Below are 13992 nucleotides of genomic sequence, written 5' to 3'. Positions count from 1 at the left end.
TCCGCCGGGCCCGCCCACGACGGGATCAAGCCTGACCGCCCAGAGTGGGCGGGCCCGGCGGAACCCCAAGCGCGGACCCGGCGAACCCCAAGCGCGGACCCGGCGAACCCCAGGCGCGGACCCGGCGGAACCGAAGTCACGAGGCGGAGCCGCCGCCAGGAGCAGCCGAGGTCAGGAGGTCAGCCGGGCGTCCAGGCTGATCTGCGCACCGGGGGACAGCAGCCGGGAGATCGGGCAGCCCTCCTTGGCCGCCTCGGCGATCTTGGCGAACTCGGCGCTGTCCAGCCCCGGCACGTTCGCCTCGGTGACCAGGTCGATCCGGGTGACGGTCATGCCGGCGTCGGTCTTGTCCAGGTGGACCTTGGCGGTTGTGGCGACCGAGGTCGGCGAGTGGCCGGCGTCGGAGACCGCCTTCGAGAGGGCCATGGAGTAGCAGCCGGCGTGGGCGGCCCCGATCAGCTCCTCCGGGTTGGTCCCCTCGCCCTCGGCGAACCGGGAGGCGAACGAGTAGGCGCCCTGCAGGCCGCCCTGGCCGGTCTTGATGGTGCCGGCGCCGTCGGTCAGGTTTCCCTGCCACAGCGCGGTTGCGGTTCGGATTGGCATCTGCCGACGCTAACGCACCGAGCGGTCCGGTGCGACGGGCTCGGTGGTGAATCGACTCCGTCCGGCGCGCTGACCGTGACGATCCGATCGCGACGTGTCATGATGCGGGCCGGAAAACGGCCGGAAGCCGGCCCGGTGGGCAGGTCCGCCGCCGTACCGGTCGGTCCGGTCAGCCGGTGCAGGTCAATGCCGAGGCATCCGGCGGGAGAGGACGGCGATGACCCAGGAGTTCCCGGTCCCCCGGCAGGATCCGCCCGGCGGCGAGCTGGACCAGGAGCGCCGGCGGCACGTGGGGCGATGGTCGGTGACTTCCCGTCGGGATGGCGGGCTGGCGTTCGCGGTCGGGCTGCTCGGCTCGGCCGCCGCGCTCGGATCGCTGGTCGGCGACTGGACGATCATGAGTCTCCCGACCGGCAGCGCGTCGGTGCGGGTACCGGCCAGCGTCTCGGAGGTCGGCGGCTTCGGGACCGCCTACCTGATCGGCCTGCTCGCCATTCTGGTGTGCGTGACGCTCGCGCTGTTCGGCTCCCCGGTTGTCCGGCACGACGTCCGAATCGCCGGTCTGGGTCTCACCGTCGCGCTGCTCGGCCTGCTGGCCGCCGCCGTAACCTCGATGGACGACGCTGGTGTCCGGATGTTCTACCTGACCGCGACGGACGATGTCCGGGTCGAGTACGGCCGGGGCCTGTTCGCCGCGTTCGTGGCGGTCGCCCTGCTCGGTTGCGCGCTGTTGCTGGCCGGCCGCGGCCGGCCCGCCGCCGGGTCCGGCGGGGCAGCGGGCCGGCTGGAGGAGCCGGATGCGCCACTGGACCTCACGGTGACCGCGCAACCGTCGGCCGACACGTCGTGGGCCCCGTCGCCGGCCGACGCCCCGGTGGACTTTCCTCCGCCGGTGGTCCGCCGCCAACGGACCGGGCCTGGCGATCCGCCGGGCGGGATATCGGGATGAACGCCCCGGGCTCGTCCCGGTAGGCTCAACAGCCGTGATTGACCTGCGCCTGCTCCGCGAGGACCCGGAAACCGTCCGCACCAGCCAGCGGCTGCGTGGCGAGTCCGAGTCTCTGGTCGACGACCTGCTGCGCGCTGACGAGGAGCGCCGGGCCGCGGTGGGGCGCTTCGAGGCGCTGCGCGCCGAGCAGAAGCAGCTCGGCAAGCGGATGCCGAAGGCCACCGGTGACGAGAAGACCGAGCTGCTGGCCCGGACCCGCGAGCTGTCGGCGGACGTGAAGGCGGCCGAGGCGGCGGTGGGCGACGCCGAGCGTCGGCTGCGCGAGACACAGCTCGCGATCCCCAACGTCGTCGAGGCGGGGGTACGCCCCGGCGGTGAGGACGACTTCGAGGTCCTGCGCGAGGTCGGTGAGCGACCCGCTCTCGAAAATCCGCGGGATCACCTGGAGCTGGGCGAGTTGCTCGGCGCGATCGACACGGAACGTGGCGCCAAGGTCTCGGGCAGCCGGTTCTACTTCCTGACCGGCGTCGGGGCGCTGCTCCAGTTCGGCCTCTTCCAGCTCGCCATCGCCCAGGCCGTCGAACACGGGCTGACCCCGATCATCACGCCGTCGCTGGTGAAGCCGGAGTCGATGGAGGGCACCGGCTTCCTCGGCGCGCACGCCAGCGAGGTCTACCGGTTGGAGGCGGACGACCTCTACCTGGTCGGTACCAGCGAGGTGGCGCTGGCCGGCTACCACGCCGGGGAGATCCTCGACCTCGCGGAGCCGCTGCGGTACGCCGGCTCGTCGTCGTGCTACCGCCGGGAGGCGGGCTCGTACGGCAAGGACACCCGGGGGATCATCCGGGTACACCAGTTCGACAAGATCGAGATGTTCTCCTACTGCCGTCCGGAACAGGCGCGGGACGAGCACCTGCGGCTGCTCGGCTGGGAGGAGGAGATGCTGGCCAAGGTCGAGATCCCGTACCGGGTGATCGACGTGGCCGCCGGTGACCTGGGCAGCAGCGCCGCCCGCAAGTACGACTGCGAGGCGTGGCTGCCGTCGCAGAACCGCTACCTGGAGGTCACCTCCACCTCGAACTGCACCACCTTCCAGGCCCGCCGGCTCAACGTGCGGTACCGGGACGCCGACGGCAGGCCGCAGACGGCGGCGACCCTCAACGGCACCCTGACCACCACGCGCTGGCTGGTGCCGATCCTGGAGAACCACCAGCAACCGGATGGATCGGTACGGGTCCCCAAGGCGCTCCAGCCGTACCTGGGTGGCCGGGACGTCCTCGAACCGCGCTGACCTCGGGTTATCCGGCACTTCGCCCGGAATTCATGGATGGGTCGCATCGGCCGGAGGTACGGTTGCTGCCCCGTCGTACCGGGTCCACCCACCCCGGTGACCTCCCGGAGCACGGGCGAAGGAGGAAGCCATGCCCCGACCCGGACTGCCCAAGCTGATCGCCACGGACCTCGACGGCACACTCGTCCGCAGCGACAACACCGTGTCGGCGTTCACCCACCAGACCCTGGACCGGGTACGGGCAGCCGGCATCCCCATCGTCGGTGCCACCGGTCGGGGCCCACGGCTGACCGAGCTGACCCGCAACGACATCCGGGCGGCCGACTTCCTGGTGATGGCGGGTGGTGGCTGGGTGGTGGACCAGACGGATCCGCTGGGCCCGGAGGTGCTCCGGAGCGAACGGCTGCCCGGTTCCGTGCTCGCCGAACTGCTGACCGCGCTTGAGGACGTGGTCGGCCCGCTGACGGTGATGGTCGAGGCGTCCGACGCCCCGGGCGCACCGCTGTGGGGCGATCACGACCCGTCCTGGCCCTACCAGGACGCGTTCGAGGCCCGGACCCGTCCGGAGTGTGTTTCCGGTGACGTGATCAAGGCGTTCGCCCGGACCGCCAACCAGGACGTGGATGTGCTGCTGGCCACGGCGCAGCGGATCATTCCACCGTCCCGGGCCACCCTCACCCAGGCCGGCCTCGGCTTCATCGAGATCAACCCGCCGGGGGTGGACAAGGCCAGCGGGCTCGCCGTGGTGGCCCAGAATCTCGGCGTCGACCCGGCCGAGGTGCTGGTCTTCGGTGACATGCCGAACGACCTGCCGATGTTCGACTGGGCGGGCTGGTCCCGGGTGGCGGTCTCCAACGCCCACCCGTCGGTCCGATCGGTCGCCGACGAGGTGACGCTGCGCAACGACGACGACGGGGTGGCGGTCTACCTCGATCGACTACTCTCCCGATGATGGGACGCCTGCCGCGGCTCGTGGCCACCGACATCGACGGCACCCTCATCCACGATGATCACACACTGAGCCGGCGGACCGCCGACACGCTGGCCCGGCTGGAGGCGGCGGGAACCCACGTGGTCCTGGTCACCGGCCGGCCGGTGCGCTGGCTGTCGGTGGTCTACGAGAAACTGACGGTGTCGCTTCCGGCGGTCTGCGCCAACGGCGCCGTGGTGTACGACCCGGCAGCCGACGCCGTGCTGCGGGCCGACCCGCTGGCCCCGGAACTGCTGGCCCAGGTGGCCCGCCGGTTGCGCGCCGAGGTGCCCGGCGCGGTGTTCGCGGTGGAGGTCGAGGACGGCCGGTCCATGCGGCACGACCCGAACTGGCCGGTCCGGACATACGAGGACGACCACCCGTTGGTACGACCGATCGACACCGACGCCGACCTGATCGCCGCGCCGGCCGTGAAGCTGCTGGTCCGGGCCGGTGACCGTGATCCGGACATGTTCGTGAAGCTGGTCGCCGGGGCGGTGGAAGGGTTGGCCGAGGCCACCCACTCGTCGTACTCAGGTCTCGTGGAGATCTCCGCGGCCGGGGTGACCAAGGCGGCGGGCCTGGCCTGGCTCTGCGCCCGGTACGGGGTCGACAAGTCCGAGGTGATCGCATTCGGCGACATGCCGAACGACGTACCGATGCTGACCTGGGCCGGCCGTTCGGTGGCGGTGGCGAACGCCCATCCGAGCGTGTTGGAGATCGCCGACGAGCGGACCGGGTCGAACAACGAGGACGGGGTGGCTGCGTACCTCGACGGGTTGTTCACCGGTTGATTGGTTTCGAGCCGGGTGACCGGGGCGGGGTTCCGGCCGCTCTGGGCGGTCAGGCTTGATCCCGTCGTGGGCCGGTCCGGCCGGAGCCAGTGGTGGGCGGGCGCGCGGCTGGGTGGGGTGTCAGAGGTATTGGCCGGTGTTGTGGCCCTCGCCGGGCGGGGGGCCGGGCATTCCGGGGACCATGCCGCTGGGACCCATCGGTAGCGCCTGCCGACCGCCGGACCGCATCTGCTCCAACTGGGCCCGGGCGGCCATCTGCTGCGCGACCAGCGCGGCCTGGATGCCGTGGAAGAGCCCTTCCAGCCAGCCGACCAGCTGGGCCTGCGCGATCCGCAGTTCGCTCTCGCTCGGCGTGGTGTCCTCGGTGAACGGCAGCGAGATCCGGGCCAGTTCCTCACGCAGTTCGGGCGCCAGCCCGTCCTCCAGCTCGACGATCGACCGCAGGTGGATCTCGCGGAGCCGCTGCCGGCCCGCCTCGTCCAGCGGTGCGGCCTTCACTTCCTCAAGGAGCTGCTTGATCATGCTCCCGATCCGCATCACCTTGGCCGGCTGCTCGACCAGGCGGGACGGGTCCTCCCCGGTCACCTCCGGGTCGGTCTGCACCGTGCCGACGGGCCGACCGTCGGGGCCGACGACCACGACCGTGCCGGGGCGGCTGGTCGGGCGGCTCTCGTCCTGCTCTTCGGGGTTGGGCAGTCCATCGTTCATGCCGCTCATCTTCCCGCAGAACCCCCCGCCACCGCTCGTCGGGTCGGGCGCGGCGGAAAGCCCACCGGTCCGGGAAACCCCGCTCCCGTCGGCCGCTCTGGGACGTACCCGGTTCGCTGCCCGGGTCCCGAGGGCCGGGCGCTACCCTCGCACTCATGATCAGCGACCCGCGCGAGGTGCTCGATCGGCCCGCGCCGCCGCCGGACACGACGGTGCGGTACGGCCCGCATCGGGACCAGGTGGCGGACCTGCGGCTGCCGGAGGGCGCCGACGGCGCGTACCCGCTGGTGATTGTCATCCACGGCGGCTTCTGGCGCCGTGAGTACGACCGGACCCACACGGGTCCACTGGCCGACGCGCTCGCCGGACTCGGCTATCCGGTGGCCCAGCTGGAGTACCGGCGGACCGGCGACCCGGATGGCGGTTGGCCGGTCACCGGCACGGACGTCGCGGCCGGGGTGGCGGCGTTGCCGGCCCTGCTGGCGGAGCACACCGGCACCGTGCCGCAGGGTGATCCGATCCTGCTCGGCCACTCGGCCGGGGGGCAGCTCGCGCTGTGGTGCGCCGGCGCGGGCCCGCGGGTCGGCGGGGTGCTGGCGCTGGCCCCGGTGGCCGATCTGCGGGCCGCCCACCGGCTGGACCTGGACGACGGTGCCGTGACCGCGCTGCTCGGCGGCGGACCGGAGCTGTTCCCCGACCGGTACGCGGCGGCGGATCCGGCACAGCGGGTTCCGCTGAGAATACCCTCCGTGATTCTGCACGGTGCGCTCGACCGCCAGGTACCCATCGCGTTGAGCCGGACGTACGCGCGGGTGGCACGGGCCGCCGGCGACCCGGTGACGCTGATTGAGCTGCCCGAGTGCGAGCATTTCAGCCTGATCGATCCACTCTCGGCGGCGTGGCCGACGGTGACCGGGGCGCTCCGGACGCTGCACACCACCGAGCGTGACATTGACGCGGCGTCCGGGACCGGGTAGAACGCCGGATGGACCACGATCGGTTACACCAGTGGGAGGTATCGGTGTCGCATCTGGACCGCAGGCAGGTCCTCAAACTCCTGGCTGCGCTCGGCGGTGGTGGGCTGGTCACCGCCTGCGGCACCGACGACAGCGGTGCGGACACCGCGTCGCCGGCCGACACCACACCGGTGCGGATCGGCCTGGTCGCTCCCGAGTCCGGCGGTTACAAGGCCATCGGAAACGACCTGCGCGACGGTTTCCGGCTGTTCCTGGAGCTGAACGACAACAAGCTGGGCGGTCACCCGGTCGAGCTGCTGACGGCCGACGAGGGTGACACGCCCGATTCCGGCAAGGCCGCCGTGGAAGGGCTGCTCAAGCAGGGTGTGCTCGCCCTCACCGGGGTGGTCAACTCGTCGGTGATGCTGGGCATCCGCGACACCGTCGAGCGCGCGAAGGTGCCGCTGGTGGCCTCCAACGGTTCGCCGCACGACCTGCAGAGCGTCGTCTACATCTGGCGTACCTCGTACGTCAACGACGAGCCGGGCAAGGCGCTGGGGTCCTACGTCGCCAGCCAGGTGCCGAAGAAGGGCAAGGTCGTCGCCATCTCGCCGCAGAGCCTGGCGGGCACCGACGCCGTCAACGGGTTCCGGGAGAGTTTCGGCGCCACGGACCCGCGCCTGGCCCGTCAGCCGATCTGGACCACCGACTCCATCGACCCGCCGTCGGACGCCTTCGACAGCGACATCCAGCGGCTGATGTCGGCCGATCCGGACGCGCTGTTCTGCTTCTTCGCCGGTACCGCGGCGATCCAGTTCCTGCGGCAGTTGCACGCCGCCGGTTACCGGGGCAAGGTGTTCGGTTCCGGCTTCCTGACCGAGGGTGCCGTGCTCAGCGAGCTCAAGCCGGCCGAGGTGAACGGCGTCATCACCGCCCTCAACTATTCGCCGGATCTCAACAACGACGCGAACCGGAAGTTCGCCTCGGCCTTCCGCAAGGCGCACGAGACCACGCCGACCACCTACGCCATGGCCTCGTACGACGCGGCGCAGGTACTGGACAAGGCCCTGCGGATCACGCAGGGCAAGCCGGATCCGCAGTCCCTCAACCTGGCGCTCGGCCGGGTCGGCCAGATCGACAGCCCGCGCGGTCCCTGGCAGTTCAACCAACCACGTACGCCGCAGCAGACCTGGTATCTGCGCCGGGTGCAGCAGGACGGCCAGGTGCTGTCCAACGTGATGATCGACGAACTCGGCACGCTGGGCTGACGGCTCTTCGGCAGGTTCCTCCGCCCAGTCGAGGAACCTGCCAGCGCGAGGGTTCCGCCGGGCCCACCCACGACGGGATCAAGCCTGACCGCCAAGAGTAGGTCAGCCGAAGGGTTCCGCCGGGCCCACCCACGACGGGATCAAGCCTGACCGCCAAGAGTGGGCCAGCCCGAAGGTTCCGCCCGGCCCACCCACGACAGGACCAAACCCGAACAACCAGAAGGGGGGGGACCGACGGAACCCCAACACCTCAATGACGCAACTCGGCGACGCAGCACTTCACGCTGCCGCCACCCTTCTTCAGCTCCGACAGGTCGACCTGGACCGGCACATAACCGGCCGCCGCGACCTTGGCCGCCATGCCCGTCGCCTCGCTGTTGAGCACGACGTGCCGTCCGTCACTGACCAGATTCAGCCCGAATGCGAAGGCGTCGACCTCGTCGGCCAGCACGGCGTCGGGGAAGAGCTGCGCGAGCACCTTCTGGGCGGCCACCGAGAAGGCACCCGGAAAGTACGTCACCCGCTCGTCGTCGAGGGCCGCGAGCGCCGTGTCGAGGTGGTAGAAGCGCGGGTCCACCAGGCGCAGCGACACCACCGGATGGTTCAACACCTCCTGCGCCTCGGCGTGCGCGGCCGGCTCGGTGCGGAAGCCGTACCCGGCGAGGATCAACCCGCCGTACGCCCGGGGCAGGTACGCGAAGTCGCCCTCGCCCTCGTTGGTCTCGCCCGGGGCGACGAACCGCCACCCGTCGGCCTCGTGGCAGGCGCGGTGCGCGGCCGCCTCGGCGGCGCGCTGCTCGTGCCGGAACTGGGCGCCGTAGACCGTGCCGTCCACCACGAACGCGCCGTTCGCGGCGAAGACCATGTCCGGAAGTCCCTCCCGGGGCGGCAGCACGCGGACGGTGTGCCCGAGCCGGACCAGCGTTTCGCGCAGCGCCTCCCACTGCTTGACCGCGAGTTCGGTGTCCACCGGCTCAGCGGTGTCCATCCACGGGTTGATCGCGTACTCCACCGCGAAATACTCCGGCGGGCACATTAGATATGTCCGCTTTCGCGGTGTGCGCTGCTGGTTCACGAACACCAAGAGTAAGTACGGTGGAGCAACGGTGACAGCCGCAAGCATTGCTTCGGAGAGGCGGAACGTTGCACATCGACGGCGTTGACCAGCGGATCATTGCATCGCTCGTTGCCGACGCGCGCGCCTCGTACGCGGAGATCGGAATGCGGGTGTCGCTCTCCGCACCGGCGGTCAAGCGCCGGGTGGACCGCCTGCGGTCGGCCGGTGTGATCAAGGGATTCACCGCCGTCGTCGACCCGGCCGCCGTCGGGTGGACCACCGAGGCGTTCATCGAGCTGTTCTGCACCGGGCGGACCACCCCGGCTCAGATCGCCGCGGCGACCCGACGGCATCCCGAGGTGGTGGCCGCGTACACCGTCTCGGGCGAGGCCGACGCCATCGTCCACCTGCGGGCCGCCGACATCGCCCACCTGGAGCAGGCGCTGGAGCGGTTACGCGCCGAGTCGTTCGTGACCTCGACCCGGAGCATGATCGTGTTGTCCCGGCTGATCGAGTCACCCACCGTCGTGGCCGCTCCGGGCTGACCCCGGACCGTCGTACACATGTGTCATCCACAGCCTGTGGATAGCACATGTGTACGACGCACTCGTGACCCGCGACGGGCCGTGGGCGGACGGCGCATCGCGCCGTGGACAGGGCACCGCGCGTCGGCCCGTCCGCCGGGTGGCCAACCCAGCGATCAGAGATACATGCCGGTACGGTGGCCGAGCTCCCGCTCGGCCGGCTTGTCGCCCTCGCCGAAGAACCGCTTCCCACCGAACTCGCCCAGCAACCGGTCGTCCAACTCGTCGGCCAGCCCCGTCATCACCTGGACGGCCAGCATCAGGTGGGTCGGCTGGAAGTTCCGGCCGAAGACCGGGATCGAGGCCCAGACGGTGTCGTTGGCGCAGTACAACCGCCCGATCGGCATCCGGTTGGTCAGCTCGGACAGCTTCACGTACAGCCGCTCGGTGGGTTCCACCTCGGTCAGCACCGGCGAGAAGACGTCCACCAGCGGCGGGTTGTCCCGGACCCGGACGAAGACCATCGCGGAGCCGGCCCGGATGCTGATGTCACCGTCCGAGTCGACCTGGAGGTGCTCGGGGTTCGCGCGGAGCATCGTGGAGATCACCGTACGGACCCGGTCGTCGAGACCGAGCACCTCGTCCTCGTCTGTGTCCCGGGCCCCCTCCTCCCGGGCGGCGGCGATCGCGGCGTCGAGGTCGACCTCGACGGGCAGCTCGATGGCCGCCGCCGCGCGAGCGGGACCGAGCGGTTCGATCGGCACCGGCTCGTCGTCGACATCCCGGGCCAGGTAGACCAGGAAGGCCGGGTGCGGTGCCCCGTACACGTCGCGCAGTGTCCGGGCCACGATCGTGGAGATCCGGCCGGCCTCGGCCCGGCTGCCGCCCAGCCCGAACTGGTCGCCGGACCCCTCGACGACGCCCGGCGGAGACCAGCCGAGCGCCACCATCGCCGCGACGGCAGCCCGGTCCAGCCGGTAGCCGTCGGGCAGCGTGGCGTTGCCGACCGCCCGTGCGCCGAGCCGGTCCCCCTCACCCACGTCGACCGCCACCGAGTAGACAGCCTCACCGGTGCCGGAGGCGGTCGGGTCGAGGGTGAGTTCGAGTTGCGCCCCGGCCGGCAGCGCGCGCAGCGCCGTCGCCAGCGACCGGGCGAAGTCCTGCCAGGCCTCGGTCACCTTCAGCCGCAGGTCGGCCGTGGTGGGCTCGTCCAGCAGCACCGGGTCGAGCGCGGCGGTCGCGTCCGCCCATGGCACGTCGTGGCTGGGGGGCGAGGGGTGGTCTTCCGTCATGATCGCCTCCGTCCGTCTGGCACACCCTAGGCGATGGCGTGGTCGGGCGGGACGTCCCGGACCCGAAGCCGACAGCTGTCCGGGCCGCGCCCGGGGTGGCCCTGCCCGAGTCCGCGGATCCGGACAGTCGGGATCTGCTCTACCCGGTCCGTGGGCCGCTCACTCGGATATGCCCCGCCTCATTGGGAGACCGGGCGGCCGGCATGTGCGCCACCAGCTACGCGTCTCCGACCGCCGTCGCGTCCCACCGCCGGGCCAGTTCGCCAAGCCGCCTGGCCGCCGCGGCCGGATCCGCGCCGCGACCCACGGCCAGGCCGAGCAGGTACGCCGTGACGGGCGCCCCTGGGCGGAGCACCTGGTGGGCCACGTCCCGGGCCAGATCGAGGATGAGCGGCGGGGAGACGTCGGCCGGTTCGAGGCCGAGTTCCGCACTGGCCGCCGCCACCCAGTCATCCATGGTTGTCATCGGCCCACTCCTCCGCACTCCGGACGTCCGCGTCAGTGTCGCAGTCGAACCAGGGCGGCGGGCCGGCCGCCGGCCAGGCCACCTCACGGACGGTCAGGCCGGCGAGCAGGGCGCGTACCGAGGCACCCGCCACCGAGCCGTCCCGGGTCGCGGCCAGCGTGTCAACGGCCCGGCGCAGCGCGGCGGTCCACCACACTCCGCACAGTGGCTGCCGCCGGCCGGTCGCGTCGAGGTAACAGGCGCCATCGGAACCACCGGTCCGGAGTTCACCTCGGAGCAGCGCCACCGCCGCCGGGGTGAGCAACGGCAGGTCGGTCGCCAGCACGGCGACCTCGGCGACAGTGGCCAGTTCCGGCAGCGCCAGACCGGCCGCGAGGGCCGCCACCGGGCCGCCGCCCGGCGGCTCCTCCCGGGCGCTCAGCACGCCGGTGGGTAGGCCGACGCCGGGACCCACCACGACCCGGGGCGCAGCGTCAGCCACCGCGGCCAGCACCCGGTCCAGCATCGAGCGTCCGCCCACCCGGACGGACGGCTTGTCCACCCCACCCATCCGCCGCGCGGCCCCACCGGCCAGCAACACCGCCCCGTACCCGCCCACCCGGCCAGCCCCGTCCCCAGTCCCGCGGCCCGCCTCGTAGTCGCCCACGCGGCCACCGTAGCCCGCCCGGCGTCTGCCGGCCGGGCGAGGCAGGATGGCGGCATGGGGCGTGCCAGCGACCGACGGAACGTGCTGCGGATCGACCTCGGGGCGCCGGATCGGGCGGCACCCGTGGCCGTCCGTCGCCCCGACACGCTCGCCGGCGAGGAACCGCTGGAGATCCGGGTCGGCCGGGCCGGGCCGGGGCGGCGGCGCCCGCTGGCGGTCACCATGCGTACTCCCGGTGACGAGTTGGACCTGGCCATCGGATTCCTGTTGACCGAGGGCCTGATCCGATCGGCTCAGGACGTCTCGACCGCGCGACTGTGCGCCGGGGACAACGCCGCCAACACGTACAACGTGGTTGATGTCGTGCTCGCCGCCGGGGTACCCGAGCCGACCGACGACGCCGCACGGGCCTTCTACACCACCAGTTCGTGCGGGGTCTGCGGCAAGGCCAGCATCGACGCGGTGCGAACCCGCTCGCCGTACCCGGTGGCCACCGATCCGCTGACGATGGCCGCCGCCACCCTGGCCGCGCTGCCGGACCGGCTGCGGGCCGCGCAGCGGACCTTCGAGCGGACCGGTGGTCTCCACGCGGCGGGTCTGTTCGACTCGGACGGCTCGCTGGTAGCGGTCCGGGAGGACGTCGGACGGCACAACGCGGTGGACAAGTTGATCGGCTGGGCCGCTCGGCAGGATCGGTTGCCGCTGACCGGCCAGGTCCTGATGGTGTCCGGGCGAGCCAGTTTCGAGTTGACCCAGAAGGCGTGGATGGCCGGCCTGCCGATGCTGGCGGCAGTGTCCGCGCCCAGCACGTTGGCGGCCGATCTCGCCGAGGAGGCGGGGATGACGCTCGTCGGTTTTCTGCGCGGACCGACCATGAACGTCTACACCGGCACCCACCGGATCACCACCTGAGGTGCCCGCTCGCTGAAGTGCCCGCTCGGCCGGCCGAGCCCGACTCGACCGGCGAAACGGGCCCGCCCGACAGCGCCGCGTCCTCCCGCCGGGACACCACGCATGATCGACCCAAGGTCGGCGATGTCGGGGGGTCCGAGCGCGGTAAGGCCCCAATTTCACCGACCTTGGGTTGGACCGCGCCGCCGGCGACGGCGGGCGGCCCGTAGCTCGTCGAGGGCCGACGGCGGCAGTCCGGCCCGCAGCGCCTCGTCCATCAGGAGCGCCATCGAGTAGCCGGGATCGGCCGCCAGGGCGCGTTCGACGGCGACCGCGGCCAGCGCACCCTGCCCGGCCCGCCAGGCGGCGTAGGCCAGCAGGCTCGCGGGCGGGGCGGCGAGCCGGGTCGACACGCGGCGCACGACATCCATCCACAGCGCCACCTGGTCCTCACCCGAGTCGATCCGGCGCCACGCATGGTCCCGGACCGGTACCCGGCTGAGCAGCACGCCCAACCAGGCCACCTCGTCGTCGGTGAGCCGCGTACCGGCCCGGTGCCGCTCCCGGGCGACACGCAGCGCCGCCACCCCGGCCGCCCGGATCGCCCGATCCCGAGCCGATCGGCCGGCCCGGTCCAGGGCCGCCCGAGTCATCCTGATACCGCCCGCCGCCGGAGCGGTGCCCGACCCGACGCCGCCCGCCGTCGGAGCCACACCCGATCCGGCGTCGCCCGCCGTCGGAGCCGACCCCGGCCCCACACCGTCCGTCGTCGACGCCGCGGCCGGGCCCGAGCCGGCGCCCTTCGTCGCCGAGGACGCCCCGCCCCCGCCCCCGGCGTCGCCCCCGCCGCCGGGGCCGGTCCGCCCGGGCAGTGCGGCCGCCGCCGCGTCCAGGAGCAGCGTTGACAGTCGGCGGCTGGCCCGATCCGCGGCCCGGCGCAGCGCCACCCGCTCGGCGCCACCGACCGGCGCCACCTGCCGCTGAAGGGCCTGCCGGTCCGGCAGCGCGACCTGGCCGGCGAAGATCGCCGCGGCGGCGACCGGGCTGGCGTACGCGTCGAACGGCATGCCCTCGGGCGGGCAGCACTCCGGGTTGTCGCAGAGGTAGGACCAGTACCGGTCACCGGTGACCCGGAGCAGATCGAGCACCAGCAGACCGTTCCGACGTACCGCCGCGCCGACGGCGTCGATCATCGGGGTGACCCGTTCCGGCGGGCCGTAGCCCACCACGGTGACCGCGTCCGCCTGCTGCCGCCCGACCACCTCGGCGATCTGCTGGGCCATCGCCGCCAGTTGATCGGCCGGCAGCCGGCCGGAGTCGGGCGGGTCGGACGGGGACGCCGGCAGGTCACCCCGGGCGGCGAACGCCACCTGCGTGCCGCGCAGGGCGATCGCGACGACGCTGTCGGACGGGTGGAAACCGAGCAGGTAGGGCACGGCCGCGACCAGGTCGGCGGGTGAGCGGACCATGAGCCGGGAAGGTTCGCAGGAGACCATGTGAGCAGCCTGGCCAACAGGTCCGGCGCGGCGCGACATCGAGATCGAGCACCTGTGGATGACACGCGGGTTATCCACAGA

The 13992-nt window shown here is 72.2% G+C and carries 15 protein-coding genes; 8 read left to right on the top strand and 7 right to left on the bottom strand.

What is annotated here, in order from left to right; all coding sequences use genetic code 11:
- Positions 1 to 171: 171 nt before the first annotated feature.
- Positions 172 to 603, bottom strand: a complete 432-nt coding sequence (locus ACXN5W_RS10775; RefSeq protein ID WP_473158051.1) for an OsmC family protein — start codon at positions 601 to 603, stop codon at positions 172 to 174.
- Between the two features lie 217 nt (positions 604 to 820).
- Here ACXN5W_RS10775 and ACXN5W_RS10770 point away from each other — a divergent pair, with 217 nt between their 5' ends.
- The 4 genes from ACXN5W_RS10770 (at position 821) to ACXN5W_RS10755 (ending at position 4607) form a co-directional block, all read left to right on the top strand.
- Complete coding sequence (locus tag ACXN5W_RS10770; protein WP_473158050.1) at positions 821 to 1552, top strand: hypothetical protein; 732 nt, start codon at positions 821 to 823, stop codon at positions 1550 to 1552.
- 34 nt (positions 1553 to 1586) lie between these two features.
- Positions 1587 to 2843 carry a serine--tRNA ligase gene (serS, locus tag ACXN5W_RS10765; RefSeq protein WP_473158049.1) on the top strand — a complete coding sequence of 419 codons (1257 nt, stop codon included), beginning with the start codon at positions 1587 to 1589 and terminating at the stop codon, positions 2841 to 2843.
- 130 nt (positions 2844 to 2973) lie between these two features.
- Complete coding sequence (locus ACXN5W_RS10760; RefSeq protein ID WP_473158048.1) at positions 2974 to 3795, top strand: HAD family hydrolase; 822 nt, start codon at positions 2974 to 2976, stop codon at positions 3793 to 3795.
- Positions 3792 to 4607 carry an HAD family hydrolase gene (locus tag ACXN5W_RS10755; RefSeq protein WP_473158047.1) on the top strand — a complete coding sequence of 272 codons (816 nt, stop codon included), beginning with the start codon at positions 3792 to 3794 and terminating at the stop codon, positions 4605 to 4607. The genes ACXN5W_RS10760 and ACXN5W_RS10755 overlap by 4 nt, the downstream gene beginning before the upstream one ends.
- 120 nt (positions 4608 to 4727) lie before the next feature.
- On the opposite strand, the gene ACXN5W_RS10750 is transcribed toward ACXN5W_RS10755, so the two are convergent.
- On the bottom strand, positions 4728 to 5315 hold the full coding sequence (locus ACXN5W_RS10750; protein WP_473158046.1) for a bacterial proteasome activator family protein: 588 nt from the start codon (positions 5313 to 5315) through the stop codon (positions 4728 to 4730).
- A 155-nt stretch (positions 5316 to 5470) separates the two neighbouring features.
- Here ACXN5W_RS10750 and ACXN5W_RS10745 point away from each other — a divergent pair, with 155 nt between their 5' ends.
- Together ACXN5W_RS10745 and ACXN5W_RS10740 are read left to right on the top strand one after the other, a co-directional pair.
- On the top strand, positions 5471 to 6292 hold the full coding sequence (locus ACXN5W_RS10745; protein ID WP_473158045.1) for an alpha/beta hydrolase family protein: 822 nt from the start codon (positions 5471 to 5473) through the stop codon (positions 6290 to 6292).
- Positions 6293 to 6336: 44 nt separating this feature from the next.
- On the top strand, positions 6337 to 7539 hold the full coding sequence (locus tag ACXN5W_RS10740; protein WP_473158044.1) for an ABC transporter substrate-binding protein: 1203 nt from the start codon (positions 6337 to 6339) through the stop codon (positions 7537 to 7539).
- A 250-nt stretch (positions 7540 to 7789) separates the two neighbouring features.
- Here ACXN5W_RS10740 and ddaH read toward each other — a convergent pair whose 3' ends face one another.
- On the bottom strand, positions 7790 to 8623 hold the full coding sequence (ddaH, locus tag ACXN5W_RS10735) for a dimethylargininase (protein WP_473158043.1): 834 nt from the start codon (positions 8621 to 8623) through the stop codon (positions 7790 to 7792).
- A 59-nt stretch (positions 8624 to 8682) separates the two neighbouring features.
- Here ddaH and ACXN5W_RS10730 point away from each other — a divergent pair, with 59 nt between their 5' ends.
- On the top strand, positions 8683 to 9141 hold the full coding sequence (locus ACXN5W_RS10730; protein ID WP_473158042.1) for an Lrp/AsnC family transcriptional regulator: 459 nt from the start codon (positions 8683 to 8685) through the stop codon (positions 9139 to 9141).
- Between the two features lie 155 nt (positions 9142 to 9296).
- Here ACXN5W_RS10730 and ACXN5W_RS10725 read toward each other — a convergent pair whose 3' ends face one another.
- From ACXN5W_RS10725 to mobA, 3 genes are all read right to left on the bottom strand, one after another.
- Positions 9297 to 10412: a T3SS (YopN, CesT) and YbjN peptide-binding chaperone 1 gene (locus tag ACXN5W_RS10725; protein ID WP_473158041.1), complete on the bottom strand. Its 1116-nt coding sequence runs from the start codon at positions 10410 to 10412 to the stop codon at positions 9297 to 9299.
- 217 nt (positions 10413 to 10629) lie between these two features.
- Complete coding sequence (locus ACXN5W_RS10720) at positions 10630 to 10878, bottom strand: DUF6457 domain-containing protein (RefSeq protein ID WP_473158040.1); 249 nt, start codon at positions 10876 to 10878, stop codon at positions 10630 to 10632.
- Positions 10862 to 11428 carry a molybdenum cofactor guanylyltransferase gene (gene mobA / locus ACXN5W_RS10715; protein WP_473158060.1) on the bottom strand — a complete coding sequence of 189 codons (567 nt, stop codon included), beginning with the start codon at positions 11426 to 11428 and terminating at the stop codon, positions 10862 to 10864. The genes ACXN5W_RS10720 and mobA overlap by 17 nt, the downstream gene beginning before the upstream one ends.
- A gap of 150 nt (positions 11429 to 11578) precedes the next feature.
- On the opposite strand from mobA, the gene fdhD reads away from it, so the two are divergent.
- Positions 11579 to 12436, top strand: coding sequence for a formate dehydrogenase accessory sulfurtransferase FdhD (gene fdhD / locus ACXN5W_RS10710; protein WP_473158039.1), 858 nt, complete (start codon positions 11579 to 11581; stop codon positions 12434 to 12436).
- 158 nt (positions 12437 to 12594) lie between these two features.
- On the opposite strand, the gene ACXN5W_RS10705 is transcribed toward fdhD, so the two are convergent.
- The gene (locus ACXN5W_RS10705; RefSeq protein WP_473158038.1) at positions 12595 to 13911 is read right to left on the bottom strand and encodes a DUF4192 domain-containing protein; all 1317 of its coding nucleotides are present in this window, start codon (positions 13909 to 13911) and stop codon (positions 12595 to 12597) included.
- Between the last annotated feature and the right edge of the window lie 81 nt (positions 13912 to 13992).

It is taken from the genome of Plantactinospora sp. A48 (genome assembly GCF_055793945.1).
The sequence above is the reverse complement of the archived record's forward strand: the minus strand, read 5'-3'. Positions and strand labels throughout refer to the sequence as shown.

Coding starts and splice junctions, on each gene's coding strand:
- ACXN5W_RS10775 (WP_473158051.1), bottom strand. CDS start 603: ATGCCAATCCGAACCGCAACCGCGCTGTGGCAGGGAAACCTGACCGAC.
- ACXN5W_RS10770 (WP_473158050.1), top strand. CDS start 821: ATGACCCAGGAGTTCCCGGTCCCCCGGCAGGATCCGCCCGGCGGCGAG.
- ACXN5W_RS10760 (WP_473158048.1), top strand. CDS start 2,974: ATGCCCCGACCCGGACTGCCCAAGCTGATCGCCACGGACCTCGACGGC.
- ACXN5W_RS10755 (WP_473158047.1), top strand. CDS start 3,792: ATGATGGGACGCCTGCCGCGGCTCGTGGCCACCGACATCGACGGCACC.
- ACXN5W_RS10750 (WP_473158046.1), bottom strand. CDS start 5,315: ATGAACGATGGACTGCCCAACCCCGAAGAGCAGGACGAGAGCCGCCCG.
- ACXN5W_RS10745 (WP_473158045.1), top strand. CDS start 5,471: ATGATCAGCGACCCGCGCGAGGTGCTCGATCGGCCCGCGCCGCCGCCG.
- ACXN5W_RS10725 (WP_473158041.1), bottom strand. CDS start 10,412: ATGACGGAAGACCACCCCTCGCCCCCCAGCCACGACGTGCCATGGGCG.
- ACXN5W_RS10720 (WP_473158040.1), bottom strand. CDS start 10,878: ATGACAACCATGGATGACTGGGTGGCGGCGGCCAGTGCGGAACTCGGC.
- mobA (WP_473158060.1), bottom strand. CDS start 11,428: ATGGGTGGGGTGGACAAGCCGTCCGTCCGGGTGGGCGGACGCTCGATG.
- fdhD (WP_473158039.1), top strand. CDS start 11,579: ATGGGGCGTGCCAGCGACCGACGGAACGTGCTGCGGATCGACCTCGGG.
- ACXN5W_RS10705 (WP_473158038.1), bottom strand. CDS start 13,911: ATGGTCTCCTGCGAACCTTCCCGGCTCATGGTCCGCTCACCCGCCGAC.